This window comes from Picosynechococcus sp. PCC 73109 (assembly GCF_001521855.1).
In the GTDB taxonomy this organism is placed as follows: Bacteria; Cyanobacteriota; Cyanobacteriia; order Cyanobacteriales; family MRBY01; genus MRBY01.
Map to the genome: position 1 here is coordinate 2851694 of NZ_CP013998.1, position 13415 is coordinate 2865108.

Genomic DNA, 13415 nt, shown 5'->3' on the forward strand with positions numbered 1-13415 from the left:
AGGCCATGGATAAGTTAGCCAGTTTGTATGCTTTTACCCAGGTGGTGGAAGCGGGAGGATTTGCGGCGGCGGCACGGCAGATGAATGTTGGGCGATCGGCGGTAAATAAGCTGGTGATCGCCCTCGAAAATCACCTCCAAGTTCAACTCCTCCACCGCAGTACCCGCAAGGTGACACCGACTCCCACGGGCCTCGCCTTCTATGCAAAATGCGTCCAGATTTTGGCGGATCTAGAGGAGGCAGAGCTATCAGCTTCGCAACTACACGGGGAACCCAAAGGCTTGTTACGGGTAAATGCGCCGATGACCTTTGGCCGGATGCAGGTGGCCCCCCTCGTGGCAAAATTTATGGCCCAATATCCCCAGGTGCAAATCCAACTCACCCTAGAGGATCGGTTTGTGGAGGCGATCGCCGAAGGCTATGACCTCGTGATTCGGATCGCTGAACCCGTCGAATCGGCCAGTCTCATTAGTCATCCCCTCTGTGAGACAAAATTAATCCTCTGTGCGGCCCCCAGCTACCTAGAACGCCATGGTATCCCCCAAAGTCCTGGGGATCTGGCTCACCACAACTGTTTGCGCTACGGCCCCACAGGCAATACCTGGCATTTGGTCGGCCCCCAAGGGGAAGTTTCTGTTAACGTGTCCGGCTCTTTTTGTGCGAACAACGGTGAAGCATTGGCGATCGCCGCGGCAGCGGGCCTAGGCATTGCCCAGTTACCCCAATTTATCCTCGATGCAGCCCCCTGGACAGAACAACTCACGGTGGTCTTGCCTGAATACAATCACCGCACCCTCAGTACCTATGCCCTCTATCCCATCAATCGCCATCTTTCCACCAAGGTAAAACTCCTGTGCGAATTTCTCCAGCAACACCTTGCTGCTGCTGATCCTTCAGGCTAACTTGAAACACAAAAAAACCTTCCCTTGAGGTTTGGGAAGGCTTTCTGTTTTTTATGGTATGCGGATGGCGAGACTCGAACTCGCAAGGATCGCTCCACACGCCCCTCAAGCGTGCGTGTCTACCAATTCCACCACATCCGCTCGTTTTGACTTGAACGAATATAGCATACTCATTTGGCGATCGCCAAGAGTTTTTGAGAAAAAAATTATCCAATCTCTGAAAATGGTTCTTATCTTTGCCGAAAGTCTCCAGCCGATTTCTGTCTGGTTAATTTCTGGACTGACCTTGGTCTGGGTTTTGGGACTTGGAGCGTAACGAGATTTGTCGTTGCTGGTTATAAATGGGGCGCTGTTGCTCAATGCGATTAGCCACCTGAATCTGTTGTTGCAGTTGATCCGTCGAGGAAACCAACTGACTGAGACCATTCACCAAATCAATCAGATTTTTCCGAAACTGCGGATCTCCGGTTAGCTCATCCAGGTCTGAGGTGATTTTTTGAGTATTTTCAAAGGTGACCCGGGCTGCATCAAGGGTTTTTTGCAACATCAACACATTGGTTGGATCGTTCAGAGCCGTTGAGACATCCTTGAGATTTTCCGAAGCCGTTGCCGCGTTGGCCGTTAGCACCGTGAGATTATCCAAAATTTCCTCGGTATTTGCTGCACTGAGATTTTGATTGACCGTATCGAGGGTTGTATCAAAGGAAGCCAAAGTACGCTGCATTTGATCACTGGTGCGCCCAATGCTATTGAGGGTACCCACCAGGGCCTGGCGATTTTCGACCACAAGGCTATTAAAATTCCCTGTTAGCGTATTCACCTGTTCGAGGGTGCGGTTGAGTTGATTGGAACTGGTCACTGCCGCATCACTAATGGCTTGGGCATTCTCGGCAAAATTATCCACTTCCCCCCGCACTTCCTGAGATAACAGCGCTAATTCTTCGGTAAGGATCGCCACCTGGGCCGCCGCATCACTGGAATTGTCTGCCAAGGTACGCACAATTTCAAAGAACTCTGGATCACCATACAGTTCACTAAATTTAGTGGTGTTGCGGAGCACCTGCTCGAAGCTCACCCCGATCACCCCCTCTAGGGTTGTACCATCACAGAGAATTGCTCCTTTTTCCGGGCAGTCCGCTGCGAAGGGACTCTGGGCCATTTCTGCTTGGGTTAATTCTGTTTGGGGAATAATTTCGAGGGAGGTTTCTCCGATAAGTCCCCCTTGGTTTGCCTCGACCACGACCTCTCGCGGCATGATCAGATCGGGGGTTTGGATTTGAATTTGGATCTCAACGCCATTGCTGGAAGGTTGTACGTCAATGATGCGCCCCACCTCCAGGCCCCGGTAGCGGACGATCGCCCCCTCTTGCATCGCATTGGCATTGTCAAAGCGGACATTAATCGAATAGGTGCGTTTCCCCAGGGTTGCCCCTGTCAGCCAGATGAGCACGACGCCGAGCAGGGAAAGTCCAGCGAAAATAAATAAACCGAGGGAGCCTTCTTTGAGGGTACGCGATCGCATTGGATTCGTCAGTAGGGGGGATAAATTTACGTTTTATTGTATGGGGGAGGATGAATTTTAGCCGATAACTTTAATCGGGCCTTCCACCGCCGCGTCAAAAAACTGGCGCACGAGGGGATTATCGGTCTGGTCAATTTCTGCCACTGTCCCCGTCCATTGGATCTTACCGCCATAGAGAAAAATAACTCGGTCAGCGGTGCGACGAATCGTGCTGTCCTGGTGGCTGACCATCACGTAGGTGCCACAAACCCCTTGCATTTGCTGGAGATGGCGCACGAGATCTTCAATCACCGTTGAGGCAATGGGATCAAGGCCAGCGGTGGGTTCATCGTACAAAATAATTTCGGGATTGTCCTTCGGATTATCGGGGTTGGCCATGATTGCCCGGGCAAAACTAACCCGTTTGCGCATCCCCCCAGACAGTTGGGATGGGTAGCGATCGCCGACCCCCGACAACCCCACCATATCCAACCGTTCTTCTACCAATTCGCGAATGGTTCTCGCAGACAGGTTTGAATGTTGATAGAGCAAAAAACCGACATTTTCCGCCACGGTGAGGGAGTCAAAGAGGGCCGCCTGCTGGAAGACCATGCTGATCCCAATGGGATCGTTGCCATCCTCGATCAGTCCCCGGCGTTTGATGCCATTGATATAAATGTCCCCCGCATCTGCTGCCAGTAGTCCCGCAATAATTCGCAGGATGGTGGATTTCCCCGTACCGGAGGGGCCAATAATCACGAGGGCTTCTCCCCGATAAATGCTCAGATCAACATCATCGAGAATGACATTTGACCCGAAGGCCTTGGAAATTCCCCGCAATTCAATTAAGGGTTCGGCTTGGGTGGCAACCATAGGACGCAAAAGATAAGGGCAATTGATTTAACAATAGCGATAGATCAGCAACTACACTGGCAAACGGCGATATTTTAGGTAATAACCCAGGAATAACAACGCCACTAGACCCCCGGAGCCAAGGCCTACCCAACTGGGCACCCAAAAGGCTACTTCCAGATGATTCAACTGCCCCGGTTGTAAGGTCCAAATCAGGCGATCGCCTTCCTTGCGAGTCACAGGCGCAGTCGTCGTGTTGCGATTAATTACCCGTGCTCCCAAAGGCGTTTTTAGGCTGACGTCTAAATCCAGGAGGGAACCGGGACTGAGGATCAAACTGCCCCGCTGGGACAAAACGCCCAAGGCCCGCAAATCTACGTCCAAAGTGGCTCGGTTACGTTCAAACAAAAGCCAGTTTTTTTGTTCAAGGGCGATCGCCGATTTGAGTTGTACCAAATCGAGATCCGTGGCCTGGAGATTTTGTCCTTCCGGGTTAAAAAAGTCATTGAACTTTTCTACTAAATCTGCCCCATTGTGGAAGGGAATTCGTACATCCAACTCCTGAGTCGAGAGCCGCTGGGCAGAACCATGGAGCCCCCTGGCGCGTTTTTCCACACTTTTGAGCCAGTGCTTTGCTTCTTGCTGATTAAAGTTCGTAAACTCATCCCCCAACTGGAGATGCTGGTGAATTTCGCCATGGTGCTGGTGGTCGAAGGCGATCTCCACATCATAGTCCACACAACCCGCCAGGCAGAGGACACACACACAACAGAGACTCAGCAATCGGATCAAAGATTTCACAGGCATCATCGCTCACAATGCAGGGGCAAGTATGGCAATTTTAAACCGCCCTGGACGCAACCCCCAACTTGCCGAACAGAATCGCTGGCATATAGGCACTACCACCAACCCATTCGCAGGTGTCACTAAAATCAACTAAATCTGCAAAGGCCTCGAAGATGCTGCCCGCCACCATGGTATTTTTCAGGCGACCAACAATTTCGCCGTTTTCGACTTTGTAACCGAGGTCGAGGTTCACGGAAAATTCCCCAGCTAGCTGATTAGACTGACCCGCTCCTAACACTTGATCAACGATCACGCCTTCCTTCATGCCCTTGATCAGCTCCGTTAACGGGGTTTTCCCGGCCCCCATGCAAAAGTTCACCATGTCGGGACTGGGACGAGAAAGACCGCCCCGGAAACCATTCCCCTGGGCCTCGGCGTTGCCGCGAGCGGCCCACTGGCGATCCCAATAGAATTGCTGGACAATACCGTTTTCGATAAAGGTTTTTTTCTGGGTGGGAGTACCTTCGTCGTCAAAGGGACAGGCAGAAACACCGATGGTCGGATCTTCGTAAATGCTTAGGCGATCGCCAAAGAGTTGTTCGCCAATTTTTCCGGCGAGGGGTGAGGCTTTTTGCACGACCACTTGACCGGAGAGAATCGTATCAAACAGGCCGCCGATGGCGCTGAGGGCCGCCCTGGGGGTAAACAGCACCGGGTATTGGCCGCTGGAAATTTGGGCCGCTTTTTCGGCATTGGTATATTTTTCGATGAGGGTAGCGAGGATTTTGTCATAATCCGGTTCCCCATCCTTGGCGACATCGTAACCGTAGGCATTGAGGAAATCTTCCCCCTGGACAAGATTTCCCCCCAGGCTGGCACTAACAATTTTGCTGTTGCGCTCGCCGTAGACGCCGCTGGTAGTGGCCAGTTTGGTCTGACCGGAGCGGATATGGAACCCCGCACTGACGAGAATATCGTCGTTGTAAGCCCGTACTTTTTCGATGAGGGTTTCGCCAATTTTTACCAGTTTTGCGGTTTCTGGCAGCACATAATCGCTTTCGGGGACAACCCCTTGAAAATCCTTGGCAAACTCAAAATCCACGGGATCACCGATTTCTGCCGTGGCGATCGCCGCATCAACGACATCTTCGAGGCGCGTTAAATCCGTGGCACTGGCAAAGCCCAATTTCCCATCGACGACCACCCGCAGGGCAACCCCCTGGCTCGCTTTGGTTTCGAGGGACTTGAGGCGATTATTCTCAAAATCGATGGGAGTATCACGGCTACTGCGGTAGTACACCTCCGCTTCGATACCCTTTTGTTTGGCGAGATCCAGGATTTGCTCAACTACCATAAAACTTTCTAAACACAATTTGAGAATAACGGCCGCTCCCCATTGTAGAAGATTCTTTTGGATCACCGGGGGCGATCGCCTTTGGCTGAAAATTGCCTAAAAAAAAGAGGGACAAATGATCTTTCCCTCCCCAAAATCAATTAATTGTTCTAGCCAAGCCAAAATTTACCGAAACATACTGCTCACAGAACTTTCTTCGTGAATGCGCCAAATGGTTTCACCGAGGAGATTGGCCACCGTCAGCACCGTCAGTTCTTCAAATTGCTTATCGGCAGGCACCGGAATCGTATTGGTTACGATAACTTCCTCAAACAGGCCACTAGAGAGCCGTTCCACCGCAGGCCCAGAAAAGACTGGATGGGTCGCACAAGCGTACACTTCCTTGGCCCCTTCCTTCTTCAATAGTCTGGCCCCTTCCTGGAGCGTCCCAGCGGTGTCGATCATGTCATCGACGAGAATCGCGGTTTTTCCTTTGACTTCCCCAATGACGTTCATCACTTCGGCGACATTGTGGGCCTGGCGACGTTTGTCAATAATGGCCAAGGGCGCATCGTCTAACTTTTTCGCAAAGGCCCGCGCCCGCGCCACCCCTCCCACATCGGGAGAGACCACCACAATATCCTCTAAATTTTTGCTTTTGAGATAGTCAATGATCACCGGGGAACCGTAGACATGGTCACAGGGAATATCAAAATACCCTTGGATTTGCGCCGAATGGAGATCCATCGCCAGCACCCGACCGGCCCCTGCCTGGGTAATCAAGTTAGCGACTAATTTTGCTGTGATGGATTCTCGACCAGCGGTTTTACGGTCGGCGCGAGCATAGCCGTAGTAGGGGATCACCGCTGTGATTTGGCGTGCCGAAGCCCGACGACAAGCATCGATCATGATCAACAGTTCCATCAGGTGATCGTTGACCGGACGGCAGGAGGGTTGAATAAGGTAAACATCGCAACCCCGGATCGACTCTTGCACCTGGATGTACATTTCACCGTCGGCAAACTGCTTCCGGATCATGGGGCCAAGATCCATGCCCAGATAACGGGCCACTTCGTTGGCTAGGGGCAAATTCGCCGATCCCGAAAAAATCCGGAGACGGTTGCTATCGGTGGGGGTTTGCAGAACAGATTGTAAGGCGAGGGTGGCGGAGTGGCTCACAGCAGAATAAACCTCTCTTTCGGTTTGATAAAGGACATCCAAGGGATCAGTGCAGACACCATAATCCTCCTTTTGGTCGTTTCGATGATATGTGTTACCAAAGTACAATTACTTAGCCCCATTTTTTAGACTGGATAGATACGGTAAAACCATTGGGGGCAATCATCGCCACTGGAAAGGATTAGGGTTAATAGAAAATAAAAAAATTGTTAAGGAAGGTGCTGATCTTCAGGGTCTATTGTACTCAATAAACCTTTAAATTCAATTTGAAATTTTTCTATGCTGCAAAATTGCTTGTTAATCGCGGGAACAGACACGGAAGTGGGGAAAACAGTGGTCAGCTCGGCCCTGATTGCCTATTGGCGTCATTTTCTTCCTTTTTCTCGGCTAGGGGTAATCAAACTACTCCAGACAGGGATCGGCGATCGCCAATGGTACGAAAAATTCTGTGATGGGGGAACAGTTCTCAAGGTGCCTTTGGAGTATGAAACCCCGGTTGCGCCCCCGGTGGCTGCCCGCCTAGAGGGAAAAGCCATTGATCTGGGGATCGTCTGGCAGGAGTTACAGGATTTGAGGAATGCTCAAGATTTTGTCATTGCTGAGTCCCTGGGGAGCTTGGGATCGCCTGTAACTGACGAGTTGACGGTGGCAGATTTGGCAGGGCAGTGGAAGTTGCCGACGCTGTTGGTGGTGCCGGTGAAATTGGGTTCCATTGGCCAGGCGATCGCCCAGGTGAGTTTGGCACGGGAACGGAAGGTCAATCTCAAGGGAATCATCCTCAGTTGCGGTACCCCCGAAGCTATGGGACAAATTGAAGCTTTGACGCCACCGACCATGGTGCAACAGTTCACCCAAATCCCGGTGCTTGGGGTCATGCCCTATGTAGAAAACTTGTTGGATGCCCAAGCCCTTGCCAAAGTTGCCGCCCCTTGGCACCTGGAGCAGCTTATCCCGCCGACGTATTTGCGGCCCCAGGCTCCTTTGTCACGGTAACTTGACCCCGATCAATGTGCCAACAACGGTCGGCGATCGCCTCTAATTCATGGGGATCGTGGGTGACGATGAGCAACGTCCAATGTTGTTTGAGTTTCGCCAGTAATTTTGCCAACTGCGATCGCATCGACCAATCCAAGCCCGCCGTCGGCTCGTCCAACATCAACAGGTTCGGCTGACGGATCAATTGTACCGCGAGGGATAAACGCCGTTGCTGGCCGCCACTCAGGGCATGGGGTGAAGCCTTGAGATCCAAATTTTCGAGGCCCACCTCCGCCAAAGCATCTTGGATTTGTTCTAGGCGTAATTCTGGATGGCCAAACCGGACTTCCTCTAAAATCGTCGAGGCGCAAAAGTGACGCTCCGGAAATTGAAACACGAGGCCCGCCAACTGTTGCAAGTGGAGATTACTTAAAGTTTGTTCTTGCCAGCGGATCTGCCCCTGGGTCTGCTGGGCCAAGCCCGCCAAAATTTCGAGTAACGTCGTTTTCCCAGAGCCACTCGGCCCCACAATCATTCCCATTTCCTGGGGAGCTAACTTGAGGTTCACCTGCTGCAAAATCGGCTCAGGCGTTGCCGCAGGATGGTACACCAAATCTTGGATGTAGAGCATTGACAGGCCCAAAGAAAAATCTTTTCCCAAGCTACCATAGCCGTTTGTGTAAGGGGGCGATCGCCTGGAAAATAGGCCGGGTAAACTTGAGGCCAAGTATTTACTTTTCTTCACAGAAAAAATTGTTTTTACTCAGTGAAGAATAAACTTTCATTGAAAGTAATTGTTTTGGTCAAGAAACCCTGTTAAATTAAGAATTGAAGTTAGGTAGAACTTAACTTCCCTGGCAGATAAAACAGCCACTGTCTGAGTAAAGTAAAGTTAGTTAAGGAGATAAACCAAGCTGTTTCTTTGCATATCTGTCTCGTCGAACGAAGCAAAACCACTCAAGCGCGAAATCCATACTTCCAACCACCTGTAGCAGCAGGGAGCAACCTAACTGAATAAACTGTCAAGTCGGGCAGCAAGATGATTCAGTTAATGTCTCCAGAGAGTCTTAGTTAAAGGGTTCCGGAAGTTCTCAGGAAAGTAGGTTCTGGGTGGTTTTGTTCTATTAAGATTCAATTTGTATGGGAAACTCTTCACCCGAAAATCCCTAAACCTCCGCAAGGGCGATCGCCAATTTCTCAGCAAGAGCTGCGACCCAATTTTCATCTTGTTTTGTATAGCTGCGGGGAATATTTGTTCCCAAAACTAATAGACCCGTTTCACCGAGGGGCTGACAAATAATGCCTTGGGTATTTTCTGGTAAATAATCAAATTCAACCCGCCCCGGATACATTTTTAAGGTCACCAGATACACTGCCTTTTGGGTTTCAAGAACCCGTTTGGCGATCGCCCCAATATTAAATTCTTTTTTCGCCCCAAAAATGCCCCGCCGCAGAATTGTCTCGCCATCACGGTAAACCACCACCGATTTCGTCACCGTATTGGTCAGCAGCAGGTGGGATGCCCAAGCCAGTTCTGTTTTGACAGCGTCCGGCAGATCCTCGGCCAGCTCAAACTGCTCTTCTCCTTCTAGAATCACCGCTTCTGGAGCCTTGGGCTGGATCTGTTCCCACAGCAAGGTGGTCAAAATCAAAACAGCACTGAGAATTACCCCCACCACGTCGGAACGGGCCTGGGAATCACTGAGGGCGGGAGTCAGTAAACGGTTAACCATCAACATAGTTCCCCCGATCATCCCGACGGTAAGCGGTAGATATTGCAACGGATTGCGCCCAGAATCAGCCATGGTAAACCCCAAGATATTTTGTTTCAGCTTCCCTGAATTGATCGTTGAAAGTCAATAAAACCCCAAACAAAAACCACCTCGCCAGGGTCGCTCAGGTGGTCAATGGGCAGTGATTCAGCCTTTGAAATTTAATAGAAATACCTAGGTGCAGTATAGGGTTGCTGCGGTGTCACGGCCCGTGGTGGGATTGGTGCCGCTGGCCAGTTCGCAAAGCTTGTCATTTTCCCGCGCCAAGATCAGGGCATCGGTGAAATCGGCCCCTTCAATGACTGTGGATGGCGTAATTTTGACGCTGGCGAGGAAAGCCCCCTCTAGGTTGGCATTTTTAAAGTTCGCGTGGCCAATGCGGGCAGAATCTAAGACGGCACCCCGGAGATCAGCCCCTTCAAAGTTGACGAATTCGAGATTAGCCGAGAAAAAACGCACCCCCCGCAGGTCTGAGTAACTAAAATCGCAGCCCCGGAGACTGGAGAGATCGTAACTATTGTCCCGCAAGTCCTGGTGGGAAAAATCTTCTTGAATAAAGGTGCGCTTGTTGTAGTCTACGGCCCAGGCCTTTGGTGAGTCAAAATTGCCCCAGGCGAAACTCATAATCCCAATAACCAAGGCGATCGCCATTAGCCGTTTGCACATTGCTAGCATACCAGTCAGCTCCCAAGCTCTTTTCGTAAAATTCACTCAAGCCTATTTTATCGGGAATCGACCCCAACAAAATACGTCCGCAGCATTGGCCTGGATCAAAAAAAGTGTCTTTTCTCCAAAAAAATAATTCGCTTTTTAGAAATCCTTGAGGACAGTCGTTGAAAAATAGATTCACCTTTAAATGTCGATCAATTTCCCATAGAAAAGAGTTGATTTGTTCAAAAAACTATTGATTTAAAAACTAAATTTTTGACAAAGAGCATCACTAAATCGGCATGAATAAAGCTAACATCTGGCCATTAAAAACCATAAAGTTTCTGCTTCTTTTTAGCGGATGATTATTATAATTTGATAGAAGACAAAGCCAATCTATACTTAGACAGCTACGCGCAGTCAGTCTTGAGGATAATGGAAAAATTAACCCTAGCGTGGTCGTTACAAAATCATCTACACCACTACACATTCCACCAAGCTGCAACCACAAAAGTTGCCCAAAAATTGCGGATTGGCCGAGACCCAGCCCAGTGTGACATTATCTTTGCTGACCGCAGTGTTTCTTCCCTCCATGTTGAGCTATTTTTTAGTGCGGCCTTAGATGCTGCGCTCATTCAGAATCTGCGTCCCTCTAATCCTCCCCTCATTGATGGCTTCCAACTGACCCAAGGAACAGCCAATCTATCCCAGGGCAGCCAGATTCAACTGGGTCGCATTCAATTGCAGGTATCCCAGTTAGTCCTACCAGGCCAAGTTCAGGTGGCAGCCCCGCCCCAACCCCAAGTCCCCAATACGGCCTCAGCCTACGGTTTAAAATGCCCTAATCCGTCCTGTGGCAAGGTTTCTCGGTATGATGAGCAGGTGCTTAAACAGGGATGTCCCTGGTGTGGCTTTTCCTTAGCCGCCGCAAATACGGTGATGATGGTGCGGCCACAGTCCTAGGGTTTCTCTTGTTTCTCCTCAGAATTCATTGATATGACAACATTGCAGCAGGTCTGGTTAAGCTGGAAAGATCCCCTCACAAGTGACATTCAAACCTTAGCCCTGGGGTTACCCATTGCCATTGGTCGTGATGCCAACAGTATGCCGACGGCGATCGCCAATGGACAACCTGTCGCCAAATTAACCCTCAATAGCTCCCAAGTTTCTCGGTACCATGCCCTCATTTCTCTCCAGGCCGATCAACTGTGGATTGGGGATCAAAATAGTAGTAATGGCGTGTTTGTGAATGGCCAGCGCCAAACCCAAAGGAGCTTGAAATCTGGGGATGTGGTGCGGATTGGCCCCTATGAAATTTCGATTACCACCACGGCCCCCAACCAACCTGCGACCCAGCGCCGCTCCAGCGATTCTTTTATTCAGGTGCCAGACCAACAACTGCCGGATCCCCCCAGCAGCAGCTCCCCATTAGAAACCTTTCCCCCCGCAGAATTTCAAGCGCAGTATGTCAGCCCCCAACAGTTATATGCCACCGGATTACCCGTCGAAGAGATAGACTATGTGGCCATTGGGGCCGGGCTTGGCAGTTATATCTGGGTTGATTTTTTACGGGTTTACGGGGTGCAGGCCCAGCAAGTTCGTGCTTTGGGCCTAGAAGGAAAACCCTATGGCCGCTACCAACGGCTCTGCTTAAACTCGCAAATTCCGGCCCACGAGCGGCTGCGGTCGAACTCGGATTCTTGTCCGGATAATCTCTGGGGTTGGCCGAGCTATGCGCTACGGGAAGCCTACGGCGATTTTTTGCGGGGACATTTCCAGGCAGCTTTACGGCATCTCTGGCAGGTCTTCACGGAACCGATTTTGACGGAAACCTATACGCCTCGTTCTGGCAATGTCTTCAAATCTATTGACCGGGAGGCGGCACGGATTGGGTGGCACCATATGTATCGCTTTGGGCGGGTACGGGCAATCCGGAAAACCGATGATGGTCGTTATGCGATCGCCTATTCTGCGGGACGGGGCCGCCATGCCTTTGTCATTGGCCGTTATGTTCATCTGTGTACCGGATATCCGGTGATCCAATTTTTGCCAGATCTCCAGGACTACCGCGAAAAAACAGGGGATTTTAAAACGGTCGTCAATGCCTACGAAGAGCATGACCACGTTTATAGCACCCTCGAACGCCAGGGGGGGACAGTCTTGATTCGGGGTCGGGGGATTGTCGCCTCTAGGGTGATCCAGCGCATCTACGAAGCCCGCCGCCGTAACCCCAACATTTCGATCTTGCACCTAATGCGATCGCCAAAACCCGTGGGAAATAAATTTGGCCTGGCCCAGCGACCCGTGAGCAACCATTTTGAACTGCAACCGTTTAATTGGCCTAAGGCCTGTTGGGGCGGCACCCTGCGCGAACAATTAGAAAACGCTGCCCCCAGGGAACGCACTAACCTCCTGGCCGATTGGGGCGGCACCACCACCGCCGATCGCCACGACTGGCGCGATATTATCCAAACGGGTTTAGATAAAGGCTGGTATCGAATCGTTTTTGGGGATGTCGTAGCCGTCGAACCCGATGCCCAAGGACGTCCGGTGACGCGGATTCGCGAAAAAGGCATCACAGGGGAACTCACCCTCACCGCCAACTACATCATTGACGCCACGGGTCTCGATGGTAAAGTCAAATCCACCCCCCTGCTCAATGACCTCGTGACCCATTACCAACTGACCCTGAATGCCCTTGGCCGCTTCCAGGTGAACAATGATTTTGAAATGCCGGAAATGCGTAACCGCTCAGGACGAATGTACGCCGCCGGCGCCATTACCTTTGGTGGCCCCCATGCCGCCGTCGATAGCTTTTTGGGGTTGCAATACTGTGCCCTAAAATCAGTAGAAGCCTTGGCTCAGGAAAATGCTTCCCAGGTGCGCCCTTTGCATCCCCTGGCTTCCCTATCCCAATGGTTTAAATGGATTAACAATCAAGCCCCATGACCCCAACACTCCTTGGCCGCTGGCAAACTCGACTTCTTTTGATGGGTACGGTGGGTGCCCTCCTCACAGTCTGCTTTGCAGAGGGACTCTGGGGTAATCCCGTTGGTGCTGTCTATTGGGCGGTTTGGGGTTACATCACCGTTTTTGGCCTTGGCTGGGACTGTCTTTACATCTATTTACAAAATTACCGTTGGGATCAAGATTGGCCGGCGATTCTACAATGGCTGGCGGCCCTCTGGGAAGGGATATTCTTTTTGTTTTTGTGGGCTGGCTTACCGAATTTTGCGGGCGTCGCCTTACCCCTAACGGCAGATCTGTCTTTAACCTGGTTTGTGATTCACTACGGCTCGGTTTGGCTGGGGATCTTTGTGGTGTCCCAGAGTTTGATGCGCATCTTATTTCCCCTGTGGCGTTTCCATGGTGGACGTTGGTTTTAGAAACGAAATTTTCCCAGGGGCGGCCTTGATATTTGACGGTAAGTAGAGGGCGATCGCCTTTTTGCAGTGGGAATTTCTCGC

Annotated in this window: 13 protein-coding genes and 1 tRNA gene; 5 read left to right on the forward strand and 9 right to left on the reverse strand. The window is 51.0% G+C overall.

Annotation, left to right across the window (positions count from 1 at the left end):
* The first annotated feature begins 5 nt into the window (after positions 1–5).
* Positions 6–902 (forward strand): LysR family transcriptional regulator, encoded by an 897-nt coding sequence (locus AWQ23_RS13550; protein WP_062436198.1) that lies wholly within the window; start codon positions 6–8, stop codon positions 900–902.
* A 59-nt stretch (positions 903–961) separates the two neighbouring features.
* On the opposite strand, the gene AWQ23_RS13555 is transcribed toward AWQ23_RS13550, so the two are convergent.
* The 6 genes from AWQ23_RS13555 to AWQ23_RS13580 all read right to left on the reverse strand — a co-directional run bounded on the left by AWQ23_RS13555 (position 962) and on the right by AWQ23_RS13580 (position 6553).
* A tRNA-Leu gene (locus AWQ23_RS13555) sits at positions 962–1043 on the reverse strand.
* A gap of 127 nt (positions 1044–1170) precedes the next feature.
* Positions 1171–2424 carry an MlaD family protein gene (locus tag AWQ23_RS13560; protein ID WP_012308313.1) on the reverse strand — a complete coding sequence of 418 codons (1254 nt, stop codon included), beginning with the start codon at positions 2422–2424 and terminating at the stop codon, positions 1171–1173.
* A gap of 57 nt (positions 2425–2481) precedes the next feature.
* Positions 2482–3276 (reverse strand): ABC transporter ATP-binding protein, encoded by a 795-nt coding sequence (locus AWQ23_RS13565; RefSeq protein WP_012308314.1) that lies wholly within the window; start codon positions 3274–3276, stop codon positions 2482–2484.
* Between the two features lie 51 nt (positions 3277–3327).
* The gene (locus AWQ23_RS13570) at positions 3328–4065 is read right to left on the reverse strand and encodes a DUF3153 domain-containing protein (protein ID WP_030007726.1); all 738 of its coding nucleotides are present in this window, start codon (positions 4063–4065) and stop codon (positions 3328–3330) included.
* A 31-nt stretch (positions 4066–4096) separates the two neighbouring features.
* Positions 4097–5395, reverse strand: a complete 1299-nt coding sequence (locus AWQ23_RS13575) for a TldD/PmbA family protein (protein WP_062436707.1) — start codon at positions 5393–5395, stop codon at positions 4097–4099.
* Positions 5396–5560: 165 nt separating this feature from the next.
* On the reverse strand, positions 5561–6553 hold the full coding sequence (locus AWQ23_RS13580; protein WP_012308319.1) for a ribose-phosphate pyrophosphokinase: 993 nt from the start codon (positions 6551–6553) through the stop codon (positions 5561–5563).
* A gap of 279 nt (positions 6554–6832) precedes the next feature.
* On the opposite strand from AWQ23_RS13580, the gene bioD reads away from it, so the two are divergent.
* Positions 6833–7546 carry a dethiobiotin synthase gene (gene bioD, locus AWQ23_RS13585; RefSeq protein WP_062436199.1) on the forward strand — a complete coding sequence of 238 codons (714 nt, stop codon included), beginning with the start codon at positions 6833–6835 and terminating at the stop codon, positions 7544–7546.
* Here the strand turns inward: bioD and AWQ23_RS13590 are convergent.
* The 3 genes from AWQ23_RS13590 to AWQ23_RS13600 form a co-directional block, all read right to left on the reverse strand.
* Positions 7500–8159: an ABC transporter ATP-binding protein gene (locus AWQ23_RS13590; protein ID WP_062436201.1), complete on the reverse strand. Its 660-nt coding sequence runs from the start codon at positions 8157–8159 to the stop codon at positions 7500–7502. The two genes, bioD and AWQ23_RS13590, sit on opposite strands and share 47 nt — an antisense overlap.
* Before the next feature lie 535 nt (positions 8160–8694).
* On the reverse strand, positions 8695–9333 hold the full coding sequence (locus tag AWQ23_RS13595) for a cofactor assembly of complex C subunit B (protein WP_012308322.1): 639 nt from the start codon (positions 9331–9333) through the stop codon (positions 8695–8697).
* Between the two features lie 141 nt (positions 9334–9474).
* Positions 9475–9975: a pentapeptide repeat-containing protein gene (locus AWQ23_RS13600; RefSeq protein ID WP_062436204.1), complete on the reverse strand. Its 501-nt coding sequence runs from the start codon at positions 9973–9975 to the stop codon at positions 9475–9477.
* 408 nt (positions 9976–10383) lie between these two features.
* Between AWQ23_RS13600 and AWQ23_RS13605 the strand changes: the two genes are divergently transcribed.
* The 3 genes from AWQ23_RS13605 to AWQ23_RS13615 are packed head-to-tail and all read left to right on the forward strand — an operon-like array spanning position 10384 to position 13334.
* Complete coding sequence (locus AWQ23_RS13605; RefSeq protein ID WP_062436206.1) at positions 10384–10911, forward strand: FHA domain-containing protein; 528 nt, start codon at positions 10384–10386, stop codon at positions 10909–10911.
* Between the two features lie 33 nt (positions 10912–10944).
* The gene (locus AWQ23_RS13610) at positions 10945–12897 is read left to right on the forward strand and encodes an FHA domain-containing protein (protein ID WP_062436209.1); all 1953 of its coding nucleotides are present in this window, start codon (positions 10945–10947) and stop codon (positions 12895–12897) included.
* Positions 12894–13334, forward strand: a complete 441-nt coding sequence (locus AWQ23_RS13615) for a hypothetical protein (RefSeq protein ID WP_030007734.1) — start codon at positions 12894–12896, stop codon at positions 13332–13334. Before AWQ23_RS13610 ends, AWQ23_RS13615 begins: the two co-directional genes overlap by 4 nt.
* The last annotated feature ends 81 nt before the right edge of the window (positions 13335–13415 follow it).